The organism is Clostridium frigoris (assembly GCF_018861865.1).
Lineage (GTDB): Bacteria > Bacillota > Clostridia > Clostridiales > Clostridiaceae > Clostridium_AD > Clostridium_AD frigoris.
This window is the reverse complement of record NZ_JAHLDV010000039.1, coordinates 1-19488: the sequence shown is the minus strand read 5'-3', so window position 1 is coordinate 19488 and position 19488 is coordinate 1. Positions and strand designations below refer to the sequence as shown.

The following is a 19488-nucleotide window of genomic DNA, read 5'->3' as shown; positions in this document are numbered from 1 at the left end:
ACAAAAACAGCTAGAATAGATGATGAATGGCTAGAATAGACAAGAACAGCTAGTATAGGTAACAATAGATAAATTAAGGCTTAAATGTACAGGAGGAAAAACATTGATTAATAGAGAATTAGTTTTAGTAGTTGATTTTGGTGGTCAATATAATCAGCTTATTGCAAGAAGAGTTAGAGAAAATAGTGTTTACTGTGAAATAGTACCATACACATATTCTGCCCTAAAGATAAAAAATATGAATCCAATAGGTATAATATTCACGGGTGGACCTAATAGCGTATATGCCAAGGGTGCTCCACAAATTGAAAAAGAAGTATTCGAACTTGGTATTCCTATTTTAGGAATATGTTATGGTGCTCAATTAATGGCGCAAGCATTTGATGGAGAAGTTAAAACATCAGATGTTCGTGAATACGGAAAAATAGAGGTTGACCTAAACAAGGATGCTATTATTTTCAAAGGAATAAGTGAAAATCAATGTTGGATGAGTCATACGGATCATATATCTAAAGTGCCAAACGGATTTGAGATTATTGCTACTTCTAAACATTGCCCAGTAGCTGCTATGGCAAATGTTTCTAAAAACCTTTATGGAGTTCAATTCCACCCAGAAGTAAAACATACTCTTTTTGGTGAAGAAATGATTAGAAAGTTCTTATATGATGTATGTCAGGTTAAGGGCGATTGGTCAATGTCTTCTTTTGCACAGGAGAAAATTAAGGCTATTAGAGAACAGGTTGGAGATAAAAAAGTACTTTGTGCTCTCTCAGGTGGAGTTGATTCTTCAGTTGCTGCAGTACTTGTTTATAAAGCAATTGGCGATCAGTTAACTTGTGTGTTTGTAGATCATGGTCTACTTAGAAAAGATGAAGGCGACCAAGTTGAAACTATATTTAACGGTGAATTCGACATGAAGATAATAAGAGTTAACGCTAAAGATAGGTTTCTCGGTAAACTTAAGGGCGTAAGTGACCCAGAGAAAAAGAGAAAGATAATTGGAGAAGAATTTATAAGAGTTTTTGAAGAAGAGTCAAATAAACTCGGGCAATTAGATTTCCTTGTTCAAGGAACAATATACCCAGATGTAGTTGAGAGTGGTACTGCTACTTCAGCTACTATAAAAAGCCATCACAATGTTGGAGGACTTCCAAAAGACATGCACTTTAAACTAATTGAACCTTTAAGAGAATTATTTAAAGATGAAGTTAGAGCAGTGGGAGAAGAACTTGGAATACCACATCACTTAGTGTGGAGGCAACCGTTCCCAGGACCAGGACTCGCTATAAGAGTACTTGGAGAAATAACTGAGGAAAAATTATTTATAACTAGCGAGGCAGATGCAATCTTTAGAGATGAAATAGCTAAAGCAGGACTTGAAAGTGAGATATGGCAGTATTTTGCATGTCTTCCTAACATTAAGTCCGTGGGAGTTATGGGTGACGAGCGAACATACTGTCACACAGTAGCTTTAAGAGCTGTTACAAGTTCTGATGCAATGACTTCAGATTGGGCTAGAATACCATATGAGGTTTTAGATACAGTGTCTCGTAGAATCGTTAATGAAGTTAAAGGAGTAAACAGAATTGTTTACGACATAACCTCAAAACCACCTTCCACTATTGAGTGGGAATAAATTATAAAAAGTCCACAACCCTTATATAATAAAGGGGCGTGGGCTTTTATTTTGTTTCTTGATTCTATTTTACTGGTCCTTAGAAATAAGGAAATTCATTGAACCAATCTTGGATTAGTATAGCAGGGTATTCATTTATTTCAATATTTGTTAAGTAAATGTTTACAATAAATTTCTATAAATGATTGAGTTGTTTTAAATAGTGTGGTAAAATTAAATTAGGTGGTAGTACCATACTACCAATAAACAATACTTCTATAAAATTAATCAAAATAATTTTAATAAAATAGTTCTTTATAAAAAATTTAAATATATTATGGTTCTATCAAAAAAAACTGTTTAATAATATCAAAGTGTAAAGGAGAGGGAAAGTATGAATATTTTGTTATGTGTAAAACAAGTTCCAGATGATTCTATTGAAATCCATTTGGATAATAAGACGAAAAAACCTAATTTGAATGGAGTCAGTTTGGTAGCAAATGCATTTGACACATATGCTTTAGAGTTAGCAGTTCGATTTATGGAAGCTAATGGAGGAAATGTTAGTGTATTAACTGTTGGAGCAGAGGATTCTTTAAATACATTAAAAAATTGTCTTTCTGTAGGAGCTAAAGAGGCATTTTGTGTAAAAGATGATTTATATGCAGATTTAGATGCTATTTCCACAGCTGGTGTTTTGGTAGATGCTATTCATAAAATTGAAAAAGACAAAGGCGAAAAATTTGATTTAATTCTTTGTGGAAAGGAATCCACAGATGAAATTACTGGTCAGGTAGGAGCAATACTTGCTGAAAAATTGGAGACAAGCTTTGTTAGTAGCGCAATTGAAATCAATTTGAAAGATGGTGGCATGGAAGTTCATCAAGAAACTGAAGAAGGATATAATATAGTTTCTATAGAATCTCCAGCTGTAGTAACAGTAAGTAAACCAAATTATGATCCACGTTATCCTAGTATTAGAACTAAGATGGCAAGTCGTAAGGCAATCATTCCAACTTACTGCGCAGCAGAAATTGGAGAGGTAAAACAAGCGAAAGTACGTTGCATTGAATATGTGCAGCCTCCTCAGAAAGAGGCTGGTATCAAGATTAATGAAAAAGATGCATCGCTAGCAGTAAGTGCTGCTATTGAGCAAATGAAAAAAGATAAGACAATCTAATTAAGGGGGAAAACGAAATTATGAAAGTATTATTGTTTATTGAAACTGATGGAGAAAAAGTATTAGGCGGAAGTCTTGAATTGATTAGTGCAGTAAAAGCGTTAGATGCAGAAGGAACAGCTCTTATAGTAGGTAACAGGGCTGCCGCAGATACTGTAGCAGCACTAGGAATCCCAGTTATTTTCACAGAAACTGCTACAGACTGTGATACCTTGACAGAAGTATTATCACAAACTGTTAAGCAGCAAAACCCAGATATTGTACTACTCGCAAATACAACACTAGCTAAAGACATTTCACCACGTATTGCAGGACGTATGGGCTTAGGATTTGTAAGTGATGTAATAGGAATGAATAAAACTGATGGTAAAGTTATATACACAAGGCCGGCTTATGGTGGTACAATTTTAGAACATATTGAAGTAGATGGCACAGCCGTAGTTATAGTTAGAAATGGAACTTTTTTAAAGCCAGAGGTTGGTTCAAATGCAGGTGTTACAGAGAACAAAGTAGAAATTCCACCTAGTGCTATTAAGGCAAAAATCGTTGATACAGTAAAAGACAGTTGTGAAACTGTTAATTTAGAAGAAGCACAAGTTATTGTTTCTGGTGGACGTGGAATGGGAAATGTAGAAAATTTCAAACTTGTTGAAGAATTAGCACGTGTACTTGGTGGTGAAGTAGGTGCAACAAGACCAGCAATTGAAGATGGATGGATTTGTCGTACACACCAAGTTGGGCAATCAGGAAAGATTGTAGCACCAAAACTTTATATTGCGTGTGGTCTTTCTGGAGCAACACAACATACATCTGGAATGACAGGTGCTAAGTATATTGTGGCAATAAATAAAGATGAAGAAGCTCCGATTTTTGAAATTGCAGATATAAGTATTATTGGAAATGTAAATGAAATTCTTCCAGTTATGATTGAAGAAATGAAGAAAATAAAAGCAAAATAAAGTTAAAGGGAGTATTTTATGTTGCATTAATTGCTACATTATCATTTGGTAAAGCGGTGCAAGCATGATCTCCCTTTATTTTAACATTCGTAATGTAAATGTTTACTTTAAATTTCTATAAATGATTGAATTGTCTTAGATATTGTGATAAACTTAAATAAAGTGGTCGTACCATAGTACCAATAAATAATAGCTAGTAAGAAAAAGTTTAGAAAGGAAGGATTATTATGGTTAAGTATAATCAATTGACAGAAAAATTAATCTTACAATTACAGGAGGCAGCTCCGGGACATATATTAACAGGCGATGATATCAATGAAGACTATTCCCACGATGAAATGCCTATTTATGGAAAAAAAGCTCCGCAAGTTGTATTTATAGCACACTCCACAGAGGAAGTTGCTGCAGTAGTTAAAATATGTAATGAAAATAAGATACCGGTAACTCCAAGAGGAGCAGGAACAGGACTTGCAGGAGGAGCAGTTCCACTACTCGGAGGAGTTTTAATTGATATTACAAAGATGAATAAAATAATTTCTTATGACTTAGAAAATTTCGTTGTTCATGTAGAGGCAGGAGTACTTCTCAAGGATCTTGCAGAGGATTGTACAAAACAAGGATTACTTTATGCTCCAGACCCTGGTGAAAAGCTCGCTTGTTTAGGTGGTAATGTTGCAACAAATGCTGGTGGAATGAGAGCTGTTAAATATGGTGCAACACGTGATTATGTACGTGCAATGACAGTTGTTCTTCCAACAGGAGAGATTACTAAGTTTGGAGCTACAGTATCAAAAACAAGTTCAGGTTATAGCCTTTTAAATTTAATGATTGGTTCAGAAGGTACCCTTGGAATTATTACAGAACTTACTTTAAAAACTATTGTAGCACCAAAGGAAGTTGCAAGTTTAATTATTCCTTTTGAAAATCTAGATGATTGTATTTCTGCTGTTCCTAAATTTAAAATGGAACATATGAATCCACAAGCATTGGAGTTTATGGAAAGAGAAATTGTTTTATCTAGTGAAAGATATATTGGAAAGAGTGTATTCCCTCAAGTAATTAATGGAGTAACTGCAAATGCTTATTTACTTGTTACTTTAGATGCAAGTAGTGAAGATGAATTAAATGACCTTATTGAACAAGCTAGTGAAATAGTTTTAGAAGCAGGAGCTATTGATGTTCTTGTAGCTGATACACCTTCTAAAATTAAAGATGCATGGGCTGCACGCTCTAGTTTCTTAGATGCAATTCTTGCAGAAACAAAATTATTGGATGAATGTGATGTGGTAGTTCCAATAAATAAAATTGCTTCTTATCTTGCTTTTGCAAATAAAGTTGGAGAAGAGTGCGGATTAACTATTAAGAGTTTTGGACATGCAGGAGATGGAAATCTTCACATATATCAATGTAGTAATGATTTAGATGAAGCAGAATTTAAAATAAGAGTTGAGAAATTCTTTAATATTATTTATAAAGAAGCGATAGATTGTGGCGGACTTGTTTCAGGAGAACATGGAATAGGTAGTGGAAAGATTAGCTATTTAGAAGAGTGCGTTGGAAAAGTAAATATGGAATTAATGAAAGGCATTAAAAAAACTTTTGATCCGAATTTTATTATGAATCCAGGTAAAGTATGCTCTCCAATAGATGGTGTCAACTAATAAAAAATGAAAGGTAGGTAATTAATATGAATTTTATACAAGATGAAAATAACCAACAATTACAAGAAATGTATCGCGAGTTTGCAGAAAAAGAGGTAAAACCAATCGCAAAAGAAATTGATGAAAATATGCGTTTCCCAGCAGAAAACATACCAAAAATGGCTGAAATGGGTTTACTTGGAATTCCATTCCCTGAAGAATACGGCGGAGCTGGAATGACTACATTAAGTTATATACAGTGTGTAGAAGAATTATCTAAAGTTTGTGCAACAACAGGCGTTATTGTTTCAGCACATACAAGTCTTTGTGCAACACCAATTTACACATATGGTACAGAGGAACAAAAACAGAAATATTTAAAACCACTTGCTTCAGGTGAAAAATTAGGTGCCTTCGGATTAACAGAACCTTCTGCTGGAACTGATGCCTCACTCCAAAAGTCAACAGCTGTACTCGAAGGAGACCATTATGTATTAAATGGTAGCAAGATTTTTATTACTAATGCAGGATTTGCAGATATATATATTATTTTAGCTATGACAGATAAGAGTAAGGGAACAAAGGGTATTTCAGCATTTATCGTTGAAAAAGATTTCCCTGGTTTTACTGTTGGAACTCATGAAGTTAAGATGGGAATTAAGGGATCTTCTACATGTGAATTATTCTTTGATAATTGCATAGTTCCAAAGGAAAATCTTTTAGGAGTAGAAGGTAAAGGCTTTAGCCTTGCAATGGCAACTCTTGATGGAGGACGTATTGGTGTTGCAGCGCAAGCTCTTGGTATTGCAGAAGGTGCAATAGAAGAAACTATAAAATATGTTAATGAACGTGTTCAATTTGGACGTACTATTTCAAAATTCCAAAATACACAATTTGAACTTGCTCAAATGCGTGCAAATACAGAAGCTTCAAAACTTTTAGTATATCAAGCTGCATGTGCAAAGGATAATCATGAAAGATTTACACATTTCGCTGCTATGGCAAAATTAGTTGCTTCTAGAAATGCCAGCGATGTAACAAGACGTTGTTTACAATTATTTGGTGGATATGGATATTCAAGTGATTATCCAATTGAAAGAATGATGCGTGATGCAAAAATAACAGAAATTTACGAAGGAACATCAGAAGTTCAAATGATGGTAATTGCTGGTTGGATGGGTGTTAAATAATAGATAACTAAAATTAAATAAAAAACAGATGATCAGGAAGAGAATTTCCTGATCATCTGTTTTTTATTTAGAATATTATAGTGCTATTTACAATGCACATAACCAAGGAAAAATGGTTATATTAAAAATAAAATTAAGGTTATAAAACTTTTGTACTTTGAATATAAATTATGGGGGTGAGAATTTATGAATAAGTTAAGTTTAAGAAATAGATTTTTAAAAGTAGGTAATAAATTTAGAACAGGTGATTTTAATTTAATTACAGTAGCAACCATAATTGACGAAATAAGATATTCAGTAGGGGAGCTCACTTCAAATGAAGTGAGGATATTATTAGAAATACCAATTAGCGTTTTAAAAGATGATGTCTCATTGAAAAATGAGGATCTCTGGTGTAGGGAGAATAAGGAGTATTTCGCAGGTAATTTATGTATAGAAGATGATTTTGGAATGGACTTAAGGAAAAAAGTTTTAAAGGGTAATTGTGACATTAGTGATATGTTGTATTCGTTAGAATATGTAAAAGATAATTACAATAGTTTAATCAATAGGCACGGAAGAAACATAGAGTTAATTTTAAGAAATCCGGAGGTAACGCTAAGGGAAGATTGTAAAATAGTTAATGAAGATAAATTTAGAAGCAAGGGAGAGTTATTTTCTAAATATATAGATAATGCAGTTAACTTATAAATAACATTCTTGTATTAGATGAAAAATAATTTTATGTAATATTAATTAAGGTTTATGAGATTTGAGTTCTATGAGTTAATTAGGAGCAGAAAAGATTCCTGCTTCTAATACATTTTAGGTTAAAAATATGAGTTTTAAATGTTTTTCTATTCAGATATAACATTGTTTTTAGCATAAATTTTTGATTTAAAGAAAAAGAATAATATTATTAATATTGTGACTAAAGGAGTAATATATTCTGGTATTTCTATTTTAAATCCTTCAAGTATCATCACTACACCTAGACATAGGATTGAATACATTGCTCCATTTTTAAGAAAAATATACTTTTTAATATTTTCTATATTACCCATGGTTAGTTGCCTTACAACAATTGCTCCTAAACCATTTCCCAAAATTATTAGTGGTACTGAGGTTGTAAATGCAAAAGCACCCAATACACCATCAATGGAGAAAGTCATATCAATTATTTCTAAATATAATATCTTACTGATATCAGACATTCCACTTGTATTACTTAACAATTGTTGCTCATTTGATTCTGCGTTCTTTTTAAATCCGTCAGTAATAAAAAATGCAGAAGATCCGATTACAGCAGAGAGTGCCAATACTGAATTATGTTTCAAAGCTAATGCAACAATTACAACTAAAATCACGGAAACTATTGCATAAAACCATGCACCGTGTTTAACAAAGAATTCCTCACCTGGAAGTCCGAAGTGCTTGTCTTCAATAAATAGCCAATGAAGAAATAGGAATAATAAAAATACTCCTCCTCCAAGCATCAGAATAGGTGTGGAGAGTTCAAATGATTCTTTTATGTGTGGATCATTTGAAAATGTGGCAGTAAGAGCTCCTATGGGACCGAGTCCTGGATTAGTTACCCAGACTATAATCCATGGCAACATGCCTCTTACGATAAATACTGCAAACAATATACCATAGAACAGAAACCATTTCTTTGCTTTTTCAGACATGGTTCCAAGAACCTCTGCATTTATTACAGCATTATCGATGCTGGACACTATTTCGAATACACATAGACCTATTATAATAAATAGTATGGACATAAATCCCATTTACACAAAACTCCTTTCAGAATTAAATAGTTGTTTATACTTATGTATTATAAACTATTGATGCATATTCTTTCAACACTATTCTTTCGTTTAAAGAAACATATTATACAATGCTAAAATTTAATTAATTATAATATAGCTTTTTAATGAGTAAGAGCAGTATAGTTTAACTTAATATAATAGTATGAGTTTTTGCATGAAATACTGTTGAGTTAATATAAAATTTATGATATAGTTTAATTATAATATTTTTATCGGTTGGACAAACAAACGTTTGATTCCAAGAAATTTGTTTCTAGGGTGGGAAACTCTTATTTGAGTTTACCACCCTATTATTTTTTGTTTTAATAATGTTTAAAATACATTCTATTACATATCACTAATTTTGGAAGGAGAAAAAAACAATAATAATTTGGACTTAATTCAATATAATTTACAATAACAAAGAGGATGTGATAATTATGATTTATATACTAATTTTTCTTTTAGCAATAACTTTTATATTACCAATTGTATCGAAAAAAGTAGAAGCAAATCTTGAAATTTTTCTTTTTACTATTGGAGTATTAGCAGCTGTTACTTCGGGTGTAATAAATAAAACGTTTTTACTCGGTATTGCTCAAAATAAATTCATGTATTTTATAGCCTTTGCTGTGTTAATAGGTGGATTTTTATTCAAAACATTAACTACTCATATAAACAAAGCATTAGAACATGTTTTAAAACGTATTCCATTAAGAATTTTTATATTTTTATTAATAGTAATTATAGGGCTTTTGTCAAGTATAATAACAGCAATTATAGCTGCCCTTCTATTAGTAGAAATAGTTAGTATACTCCCAATTAGCAGGAAAAATAAGATAAATATCAATATAATTGCTTGTTTTTCAATTGGCCTAGGTGCAATATTAACTCCAATAGGGGAGCCGTTATCTACGATTGTAGTTTCTAGGCTTGGACTTAATTTTTGGTCGCTTTTAGATCAACTTGGTATTTATATTATTCCTGGTATAATAATACTTGGAATTATGGGAGCGGCTTATGGATCAAAAGAAGATAGTAAAGCAGATAACAATGAAGAAACTGTTATAGGCGAAACAAACAAATTAATCATTATAAGGGCAATTAAAATTTTCCTATTCATTATTGCATTGGAATTACTTGGAGAAGGATTTAAACCAATAATTGAGGCTTATATATTACCACTTGATACCCGTTATTTGTATTGGGTTAACATGTCCTCAGCAGTATTAGATAATGCAACACTTGCAGCAGCTGAAATAAGCGTTAAAATGTCACCAGAACAAATTAGGGCTGTGTTAATCGGATTACTTGTTAGTGGAGGAATAATGATTCCAGGTAATATACCCAATATTATTTCTGCTGGTAAATTAAAAATTACAAGTAAAGAGTGGATTAAGGTAGGAGCTCCAATCGGAATTTCTATTATGCTTATATATTATGTTATTTTATTTGTAGTTTAGTGTTTTTGTATTTAAAAAGACCATCCATTTGTGCTAATATATATATTAGCACAAATGGATGGTTAAATTTATATTAAAACCCTTTAGATAGGCTATTGTTCGGCTGGTTATATGTGGTAAAAATTGAATTAATATAAATTTTATGGTATAATTTTATATAATATTTTAACGGGTGGACAAGCTAATGTTTGATTCATTATAACTTTTAACAAAGGACGTGATAATAATGCTTTTTATATTAATTATTCTTTTAGTAATAACATTCGTGTTACCACTTATATCAAAAAAAGTAGAAGGTAATCTAGAAGTTTTTTTATTTACTATAGGATTATTAGCTTCTATTACTTCAGGTGTATTAAACAAAACATTTTTACTTAGTATTGCACAAAATAAATTCATGTATTTTATAGCCTTTGCTGTATTAATAGGTGGATTTTTATTCAAAGCACTCAATAACCCAATAAAAATAGGACTAGAGCATGTCTTAAATCGTATTCCATTAAGGATTTTTGTGTTTTTATTAGTAGTAATTATAGGGCTTTTATCAAGTGTAATAACAGCAATTATAGCGGCCCTTCTATTAGTAGAAATAGTTAGTATACTTCCGGTTAATAGAAAAAATAAAATAAATATTAATATAATTGCTTGTTTTTCAATTGGTATTGGGTCAATATTAACGCCAATAGGAGAGCCATTATCCACGATCGTAGTTTCTAAACTTGGTTTAGGATTTTGGGATCTTTTACATAGAGTTGGTATTTATATTATACCTGGTATATTAATACTTGGTATTATTGGAGCGTTGTATGCTTCTCTAGACAAAACTAAAACAATGAATGATGATGAAGAACTTGAAGATGAAACAAATAAATTAATTCTTATAAGAGCAATTAAAATTTTCCTATTTATTATAGCCTTAGAATTACTTGGTGAAGGATTTAAACCAATAATTGATAAATATATAATAACTTTAGATTATCATTATTTATATTGGGTTAATATGTCTTCAGCAGTATTAGATAATGCAACACTTGCAGCTGCAGAAATAAGTGTTAAAATGTCACAAGTACAAGTTGAAGCTGTACTTATCGGATTGCTTATTAGTGGAGGAATGATGATTCCAGGTAATATACCTAATATTATTTCTGCTGGTAAATTAAAAATTACAAGTAGTGAATGGATTAAATTAGGAGTTCCATTAGGACTTGTTATGATGGGCATATATTATGTTGTGTTATTTGTAATATAAAATATTGAATAATTTTTTTAAAAAAACAGATGAGAATAAATATTCTCATCTGTTTTTTTTAATTAAATACAAGTTTTCTGTTAATAGTTTATCTGAATTTTAGTGCTCAAATTATAACTAATTTTATAAGGTGGAGTGTTAACAATATGTGAGTGTTATTAACTTAAATATATATAAATAGGTGATTAAAATTTGATTTTTTCAAATAATGTCGAATTTATAAATGTGTTATAAAAAACAATTAAATAATTTGTCGTTTGATGTAATTTAGTGTATAATAAATTCATAAGATAGATTTTATGTAAAAATTATTTTATCGGAGGATGGTATGTATGAATAATATAAAAAATGTTAAGTTAAGTATAGCTATATGTAAATATATAAATAAAAGTAAAGTTTTTGAAAAAATTGATGATTATAAAAAAGAAGATAAAATTGATATAGATGATAATTTTAAGATGAATTTAAAACAACATTTTAGAGATTTAGATTTATTAGATGAAAGAGTTATATAAAATAGTTTTTATAACAAAAGGGTATGATAAATTAGTAATTTATCATACCCTTTTGTTATCTCATTAAAGTAATTTTCTAATATTAAAAAGTGAATTTTGAACTAACCACGCTTGAGGGAAATATTTGCCTATTGTCCAATAACTTACTCCGCCTAGGTTGTATTTCGCAGCGGTCGTAAGCTTAGCATTCATGCTTCTGGCATCTTCAAACCAAACTACATGTTCTTTTTTGTTAGCGTCATAGTAATTAAAAAATGGAGCCTGGGAAGTATAGTCATATTTTATAGAGGCAAATACTTTTCGTGCAAGATCTACTGCTTCTACATTGCCAAGTGCCGTTGCTCTAGTACCTTTTACATAAGGAAGTGTCCAATTATAACCATAATTAGGTATTCCCATAAAAATCTTTTTATTTGGTATTACGGTTACAGCATAATCAAGGATTTTTTTAACTTCGTTAATTGGAGAAACTGCAAGTGGTGGGCCAGCTGTATACCCCCATTCATAAGTCATCAGTATAACATGGCTTGTGAGAGCTCCATGAACAGGGTAATCATGAGCTTCATATAGTAATCCTTTTATATCACCAGAGGGCTTAGGGGCTAGGGCTGTGGTAACAGGATAGCCTAGAACTTTTAGATTGGTTACAGATCTTCGCAGAAATGCATTATAGTTTTCTCTATCTTCTGGAAAGATGTATTCTAAATCTATATCTAAACCATAATAATTTTTATCTTTTAATATAGTAAGGATGTTCCTAAACAATTCATTTTGTACGGTTTGATTTGTGAGTATGGTATGTGCAAGGTTACTATCAAAGCCACCACCCTCTTTTAGATTTGTAATAACCATCATAGGAGCTACGTTAGCTTTTCTAGCAGCCTCAATTAAAGGGACGTCATTTATGCCTTTTAGTGTTCCGTTAGGTTGCACTTGGTAACTAAATATACTTAAATATGTTAAGTTAGGAAGAGTTTTTTTTAGAACGTCCATATCTGTACTGGGAAGAGCATAAGCATTAACTTCAATAGAACCTAATTTTTGTATTGATGGTGGTATATTAATAATCTGACCAGGGTAAATTATAATAGAACTATTAAGGATAGGATTTGCAGCGTATAAATTTGCAATAGTTGTGCCATAGGCTTTAGCTATGCCATAAAGTGATTGGCCAGGAAGAATTCTGTGTTTACGAGTACCTTGTAATATTACAAGTGTTTGGCCTACCACAAGTTCATTTGGGTTTGTAAGTTCATTATCATCAGCAATTTTATTGTATGAAACTCCATATAATTTTGAAATCCCATATAAGTTTTCTCCGTTTTTAACAACATGAATAATCAAAAAAATCACACCTCATATAGTAATATAATTTAGTATATGCGGACTAACACAAGTAGGTACTTGATATATTTATATTTATTAAGAAAAAAATGTAAAAAAAACTAAATTTTATTTAAAAACTTGATTTATTTCCTTGAATAAACTAAAATTATTATATGTTGTTTTAGCGAAATGATATCATATAAAGTAGCTAATAATTTTATTTTAAATAGCTCAATAAAAAGATTAAATAATATAATAATTATTTTGTATCATCTATAAATAAGGAGGAATATTAATGAAAAAAATCTTATCTTTAGATTTAAGTAAAACAGTTCCATATTTAAAAGAACATGAAATCTCTTATTTTCAACCAATGGTGTCTACTGCACATAAAATGCTAGCAGAAAAAACAGGTGCTGGAAATGATTTTTTAGGATGGATAGACCTTCCTGTAAATTATGATAAAACTGAATTCGCAAGAATTAAAAAAGCAGCAGAAAAAATAAAAGGTAATTCTGAAATTTTAATAGTAATTGGAATAGGTGGATCATATTTAGGAGCTAGAGCAGCTATAGAAACATTATGTCACAGCTTTCATAATAGTTTATCAAGCGATAAAAGAAAATCTCCTTTAGTATTCTTTGCTGGAAATAATATAAGTTCTACATATATGGCAGATTTAATTGATGTTATAGAAGGAAAAGATTTTTCTATAAATGTAATATCAAAATCTGGAACTACAACAGAGCCGGCTATTGCTTTTAGAATTTTTAAAGGCTTATTAGAGAAGAAATACGGAAAAGAAGGAGCAAAAGAAAGAATTTTTGCGACTACTGATAAGGCTCGTGGAGCTCTAAAAAAATCAGCAAATGTAGCGGGTTATGAAACGTTTGTAATTCCAGATGATATAGGAGGAAGATTCTCAGTACTTACAGCAGTGGGACTTCTACCAATAGCGGCAGCAGGAATTAATATTGATGAGATGATGAAGGGTGCGGCAGATGCAAGAGAAGTATATAATGACGACGATATAAATAAAAACGATTGTTACAAATATGCAGCAGCTAGAAACGCATTATATAGGAAAGGAAAGGTTACAGAAATTTTAGTAAACTATGAGCCAGCACTTCAATACTTTGGTGAGTGGTGGAAACAACTTTGTGGTGAAAGTGAAGGAAAAGACCAAAAGGGAATATTCCCAGCATCCGTTAACTTCTCTACAGATTTGCATTCTATGGGACAATATATTCAAGAAGGTGTAAGAAATATATTTGAAACAGTTATTAATGTTGAAAAGCCAAGAAGAGAAGTTGTAGTTAATGAGGAAAGTGGAGATCTAGATGGATTAAACTTTTTAGCAGGTAAAACTATGGATTTTGTTAATAAAAAAGCTTTTGAGGGAACGGTACTTGCTCATAATGATGGAGATGTACCTAATATTATTTTAAACGTACCGACTTTAAGTGCATATAATTTCGGACATATGATCTACTTCTTTGAAAAGGCTTTAGCAATAAGTGGATACTTATCAGGCGTGAATCCTTTTGATCAACCAGGAGTTGAAGCATATAAGAAAAACATGTTTGCTCTTCTTGGAAAAGTAGGGTATGAAGATATCAAAGCAGAACTTGAAAAAAGACTTTAAAGAAATGAGACAAATTATATGAGAATTATTGTAGATGCAGATGGATGCCCTGGTAAACATCTAATAGAAAAGGCTGCTAAAGATAACTCTATAGAGCTCATTATGTTTTGTGATATTAATCATGTACTTAGTAGTGATTACGCCTCAATAAGATATGTAGATAGCGGGTTTCAAACTGTTGACATGAAAGTAGCTAATGAGGCAAAGCTAAATGATATAATAATTACTCAAGATTTTGGAGTAGCTGCTATGGTTTTAGCTAAAGGCTCCTATGCTATTGGACCTAAGGGGCATATATATGATAATAATAATATTGATAAACTATTGTTTGAGAGGCATTTGTCTGGTAAATTAAGGCGGAGTGGTGGTAAAACCTTTGGTCCTAAAAAGCGAACAAGTGAAGATGATGACAAGCTTTATAACAACTTAATTAAACTTATTCTAAAAGATAATCAATAATATTAAGGCAATTTGTGTCTTACATTTTAAACATTAAAAATAGCTAGCAACGAAAGTTGCTAGCTATTTTTATTTATTTTATAGTAACAAATGTGATATAAAATAAGCTATGAAACTTATAAAACAGGGATTATTAAGAAAGTTTATGTTTATAAATAAGAGAAAAAAATTTAAATATATACTGTTACATATAATGGAATTATAGTATAATATATTATTATAGAGATAAATTTTATGATAATGTTTTTTTATTAAATGCTTATTTATAAAGGTAGGTAAATTTAAATGAATGAAATGAATATATTGTTTAGTTTAGATAACGCCAAGCAAGAATATAAAGAAATTGAAATCAGTGTTGAAAATGAATTAGAAAATAATTTAGATTACAAATTTCTAGTAGGTCTCGAGGGAACGTGGACTACTTTAAAAAAATCAAGTGGAGAAAGTGTTGCCAATTGGAAACCAGAAGTTGACGGTAAGTACTCCATAATGGTACAAGCTAAGAGAAAAGAAAGTAATAAGCCTTTTGATTTTATGTCAAAGACGGATTATATAGTTGGTGAGGCATGCATCAAGCTAATTAATGATATTTATATAGATAAGATGGAAATAATGGTAGGCGAAAAAATTACTTTAACAGTAGAAACAATTATGGTACCCATTATGTATAGATATTGGGTACATGAAAAAGATGATTGGCAACTTATAGCTGATTATTCACCGGAAAATATAATGACATGGACTTCGAAATACTCTGGAGAAAAAGAGTTTTTGGTAGAATGCAAGAATCTAAATTCTGAAAACATGTTTGACGATTCCATGAAGATACAATTTAATGTACAAGCCATACAATCTTTAGAAATTCTGAGCTTTAAATGTTTAACTGAGAGTATATTAGAAGGCAAGGAGATAGTTTTTGAGGTTGAGTCAAAGTATGAGGACAATAGAATGGTCTTATATAAATTTGTGAAAATAGATTTTAAGGGAAATAGAAGCTGTATACAAGACTATTCAACTAAGAAGTTAGTTAGTTATGTTGAAAAAAATAAGGGGGATTATAAGTTATTATGTATGGCGAAGGACATGTTTTCGCTTAAGGAGTTTGATGATAGAGCATTAATTTATTATAATGTGAATCCATATGAGGAAATAAATATACATAGTTTTACTAGCGATTTGAGTTCGCCGCAGTTATGTGATACTCCTATTATTCTAAAGTGTGTTGCTAGAGGTGGGACAGAACTATTGTATAAATTTAACATAAAAGGGAGATGCCCTAAAAATACTGCTTATAAAAATGAAAATTTTTATATATGGACACCCAAAGAAGAGGGAGAATATGAAGTAACATTATGGGTAAAGGATGTATCTTTTAGTGGGGAATATGAACAAAAGAAATCCCTGAACTTTAAAATTGAAGATAAGTGCAAAGAAAACGTGAGTATCGAGGATATAATAATAGATAAGAAAGGGACTGTGCTAATAGGTGACCGAATTCATTTAATAGTAAAAGCAATAGGAGGAAATTCTCTAAGATACAGTTTTGTAGTTTTTAAGGATGAGAAAGAGACAGAAAAAATAGAATTCGGGGTACATGATTTTGTAGACTTTACTCCAGAAGAGAGTGGAAATTTTAAACTGGAGGTAAGAGTAAAAGATAAATATTCAAAGAGCGAATTTGATGTTAATAAAATTATATATATTAAGGCATTAGAATGTATACCAGCTAAAATAGATTATGTTCTAATGGCTAAAAACAAATATTATATGGTAGGAGATACAATTTATGTGCAAGTAATAGTAGAAAATACAAGAGATACATTAATAAATTATGTTTTAAAAATAGACGGTAAAGTAGTTGAACAAACAAGTTTTATAGAATATAAAAATTATGAGCTTAAGCCTAAATGTAGCGGTAGTTATGTAATAGAAATACTTGCAAAAAACAAATTAAGTACAAGTGCATATGATAGTAGAAAAGAGGTAAAAATAGAAGTTCATACAATACTTCCTGTAACTGATACAAAGATTTTATGTGAAAATGAAAATTTTACAATTAATGAAACTATAATATTTAAGTCACAAAGTATAGGTGGGAAAGATGTTATATATGAGTTTTATCTTATGAAAAAAGGGAACTGGAGCTTAATTCAAAAGTTTAGCAAAAAAGATGATTATTGCTTTATGCCTTTATTAAAAGGAATATACAGAATGTTAGTATTGTCAAAAAGCTTCTATAAGAGTATTTCGTATGAAGACTATGATATAATAGAGTTTGAAGTTAAAGAATAAATTTAAAACAGCTTTTAAAGCTGTTTTTTTATAATTAAAATACTTTATACTAATTATACAGCTCCACAGGGGATGATTAACATCGACCTATGAGAGGGGTAAATAAAATCTAAATAACTACATGAGGAGATGAATGCTGATGGACAGAATAGACAAGATATTGTCAAACTTAGGTCATGGAACAAGAAAAGAAGTAAAGGCATTATTAAAGAAGAAAAAAGTAGAGGTTGATGGAGTAATAGCAACTGATAGTGCTATGAAAGTAGATCCAGAAAAGTGTGTAATAAAGGTATCAGGTGATGAAATTAACTATAGAAAATATATATATTTAGTTATGAATAAGCCTTCAGGTGTAGTTTCAGCTACTGTAGATAGAAATGATGAGACTGTAATTGATCTAATAGATGAGCAGTACCGTGCATTTAAACCATTTCCTATTGGAAGACTAGATAAAGATACAGTAGGACTACTTTTAATTACTAATGATGGTGAATTAAATCATAAATTAATTGCACCCAAGAACCATGTTGATAAAGTATATTATGCAGAAATAAATAAATTTATAGATGCAAGTGACATAAATGCATTTAAGAAGGGTATTGTAATAGACGACGGATATAAATGTATGCCAGCGGAATTAGAAGTGTTAACTGCAAATGAAAATGGATCAGAGGTAATGGTTACTATTCAAGAAGGCAAATTTCATCAAGTAAAAAGAATGTTTGAGAGTGTAAATAAGAATGTTATGTTTTTAAGAAGAGTTAGTTTTGGTCCATTAAAATTAGATAAAGATCTAGTTGAAGGCAATTGTAGAGAATTGTCGGAAGATGAGATAGATTTATTGAAACAAGTATAATTTAATTAGAAATATTATAATATGCGACAAAAATGAACGAATTATGAATAGTATATATTCGTTTTACAAATTATTTATAATGAAATTAGTGGAAAACACTTGCAAACATTAGTGAAATTTAATATAATTAAGGTGCAAAGATAAATAGAGAGATAAATAGCCCCCTTTTTATTTATTATAAAGCAGCCCAACCCCAAGGGCTGCTTTATTTTGTAAAAAAAAGTCGATTTTTGTGAAAAAGTTTTAATATATTGTATTTCGACAAAACGCTCTCATTAAATATAACTATTTAATGAGGGCATTTTTTATCTTTATTTGCAAAAGAAGACTCCGTTCTCTGTAGATGGAGATGAATTCCGCTTTTAAATTATTTTTATATAACTTAATATTATAGGATCTATTACGGCATAATATATAGTAGAAGTTATAAAAAAAGAGGGTGAATATTTTGAGAATAGAAACTAATTCTTCTACAAGAATATATAAAGATAAGCTTAGCTTTGAAAATCTCAACAATCTATCGAATATACTGTATATTGGTAATGAAGCTAAAATTAAAGCTTATTCAATTCTTGTTTACAATCATGAGAAAGATCTTTCCCAGAGTATTCATTTAACTATTAAAAATATGTTTAATCTTAATACTTATTATACAAACTATGCTGTTTGTGAAGCTAAATGGAATAAATCTTCTAATGTTGAATTAAACAAAATGTACATAGATGATTTAAAGAAGAACATTAACCATAGAGAGAAATCTGTTAAAGATTTAATTAATAAAATTAAATTTTGGAGTAAAATTCATATTCATATTATCGATATATCTAAGGCTATTAAAAATAGTAAAAGCCTCCCTAAATTTAAGTATTATAGACCATATTATTTTTATATGTCAGATGATAAGATTTTTGTTGAGGCTAATTATAAAAATAAATCAATTATATATAATATATATGATTTTGAGCATGCTCTTGTTATAAAAAAAATTAGCAGATTAACTAATAAACTGAATATGATTAAGCGTGGTATAGGTTATCAAAAACAAAAACTTGCAAGACTTAATACAAGGGCAGTAAAATCATGTTTTGGTACTAAGAGACTATTTAAAGCTCGGCATACATTATATAACGAGCATTTTGCATGGAAAGAAGACTTCTATAAAGCTAGGCATAAAACTATAGAGCTTCAAGGACTTAAAACAGTTACACAAGGAAATGCTTGTGTTAAATGCAACTACGAAACGAATTTACTAAAGATTCAACTGCCTGAGACTATTTAAAGATGAGAATAAAATTAATTATTCTAAGGC

General features: G+C 30.4%; 16 protein-coding genes and 1 other annotated feature. Of the genes, 14 read left to right on the top strand and 2 right to left on the bottom strand.

All coding sequences use genetic code 11. The annotated features are described in order from the left end of the window. The first annotated feature begins 106 nt into the window (after positions 1-106). The 6 genes from guaA (at position 107) to KPL37_RS14250 (ending at position 7274) form a co-directional block, all read left to right on the top strand. On the top strand, positions 107-1636 hold the full coding sequence (gene guaA, locus KPL37_RS14275; protein WP_216150452.1) for a glutamine-hydrolyzing GMP synthase: 1530 nt from the start codon (positions 107-109) through the stop codon (positions 1634-1636). 373 nt (positions 1637-2009) lie between these two features. Then, positions 2010-2795 (top strand): electron transfer flavoprotein subunit beta/FixA family protein, encoded by a 786-nt coding sequence (locus KPL37_RS14270; RefSeq protein ID WP_216150434.1) that lies wholly within the window; start codon positions 2010-2012, stop codon positions 2793-2795. 20 nt (positions 2796-2815) lie between these two features. Beyond that, the gene (locus KPL37_RS14265) at positions 2816-3754 is read left to right on the top strand and encodes an electron transfer flavoprotein subunit alpha/FixB family protein (RefSeq protein ID WP_216150432.1); all 939 of its coding nucleotides are present in this window, start codon (positions 2816-2818) and stop codon (positions 3752-3754) included. A gap of 227 nt (positions 3755-3981) precedes the next feature. Beyond that, a complete protein-coding gene (locus tag KPL37_RS14260) occupies positions 3982-5415 on the top strand; it encodes an FAD-binding oxidoreductase (protein ID WP_216150430.1) in 1434 nt (477 codons plus the stop codon). Positions 5416-5441: 26 nt separating this feature from the next. Next, complete coding sequence (locus KPL37_RS14255; protein ID WP_216150428.1) at positions 5442-6584, top strand: acyl-CoA dehydrogenase; 1143 nt, start codon at positions 5442-5444, stop codon at positions 6582-6584. A gap of 186 nt (positions 6585-6770) precedes the next feature. Continuing rightward, positions 6771-7274: a hypothetical protein gene (locus tag KPL37_RS14250; RefSeq protein ID WP_216150426.1), complete on the top strand. Its 504-nt coding sequence runs from the start codon at positions 6771-6773 to the stop codon at positions 7272-7274. A 146-nt stretch (positions 7275-7420) separates the two neighbouring features. Here KPL37_RS14250 and KPL37_RS14245 read toward each other — a convergent pair whose 3' ends face one another. After that, positions 7421-8353 (bottom strand): DUF475 domain-containing protein, encoded by a 933-nt coding sequence (locus KPL37_RS14245; protein WP_216150424.1) that lies wholly within the window; start codon positions 8351-8353, stop codon positions 7421-7423. Positions 8354-8609: 256 nt separating this feature from the next. Next, positions 8610-8663, top strand: a sequence feature (sodium ion sensor (DUF1646 type); this cis-regulatory element may regulate processes involved in with the transportation of sodium ions). A 151-nt stretch (positions 8664-8814) separates the two neighbouring features. Between KPL37_RS14245 and KPL37_RS14240 the strand changes: the two genes are divergently transcribed. The 3 genes from KPL37_RS14240 (at position 8815) to KPL37_RS14230 (ending at position 11601) form a co-directional block, all read left to right on the top strand. Further along, a complete protein-coding gene (locus KPL37_RS14240) occupies positions 8815-9837 on the top strand; it encodes a DUF1646 family protein (protein ID WP_216150422.1) in 1023 nt (340 codons plus the stop codon). Positions 9838-10063: 226 nt separating this feature from the next. Further along, entirely contained in the window at positions 10064-11086 is a 1023-nt protein-coding gene (locus tag KPL37_RS14235) for a DUF1646 family protein (RefSeq protein ID WP_216150420.1), read from the top strand. Positions 11087-11418: 332 nt separating this feature from the next. Beyond that, positions 11419-11601, top strand: a complete 183-nt coding sequence (locus KPL37_RS14230; RefSeq protein ID WP_216150418.1) for a hypothetical protein — start codon at positions 11419-11421, stop codon at positions 11599-11601. A 63-nt stretch (positions 11602-11664) separates the two neighbouring features. On the opposite strand, the gene KPL37_RS14225 is transcribed toward KPL37_RS14230, so the two are convergent. Next, entirely contained in the window at positions 11665-12945 is a 1281-nt protein-coding gene (locus KPL37_RS14225) for a glycosyl hydrolase family 18 protein (protein WP_216150415.1), read from the bottom strand. Positions 12946-13222: 277 nt separating this feature from the next. Between KPL37_RS14225 and KPL37_RS14220 the strand changes: the two genes are divergently transcribed. The 5 genes from KPL37_RS14220 (at position 13223) to KPL37_RS14200 (ending at position 19458) form a co-directional block, all read left to right on the top strand. Then, positions 13223-14572, top strand: coding sequence for a glucose-6-phosphate isomerase (locus tag KPL37_RS14220; RefSeq protein WP_216150414.1), 1350 nt, complete (start codon positions 13223-13225; stop codon positions 14570-14572). An 18-nt stretch (positions 14573-14590) separates the two neighbouring features. After that, positions 14591-15031: a YaiI/YqxD family protein gene (locus KPL37_RS14215; protein WP_216150412.1), complete on the top strand. Its 441-nt coding sequence runs from the start codon at positions 14591-14593 to the stop codon at positions 15029-15031. Positions 15032-15316: 285 nt separating this feature from the next. Further along, positions 15317-17323, top strand: coding sequence for a triple tyrosine motif-containing protein (locus KPL37_RS14210; protein WP_216150409.1), 2007 nt, complete (start codon positions 15317-15319; stop codon positions 17321-17323). A 139-nt stretch (positions 17324-17462) separates the two neighbouring features. Further along, on the top strand, positions 17463-18179 hold the full coding sequence (locus KPL37_RS14205; RefSeq protein ID WP_216150407.1) for a 16S rRNA pseudouridine(516) synthase: 717 nt from the start codon (positions 17463-17465) through the stop codon (positions 18177-18179). A gap of 448 nt (positions 18180-18627) precedes the next feature. Further along, positions 18628-19458 (top strand): hypothetical protein, encoded by an 831-nt coding sequence (locus KPL37_RS14200; RefSeq protein ID WP_216150406.1) that lies wholly within the window; start codon positions 18628-18630, stop codon positions 19456-19458. The last annotated feature ends 30 nt before the right edge of the window (positions 19459-19488 follow it).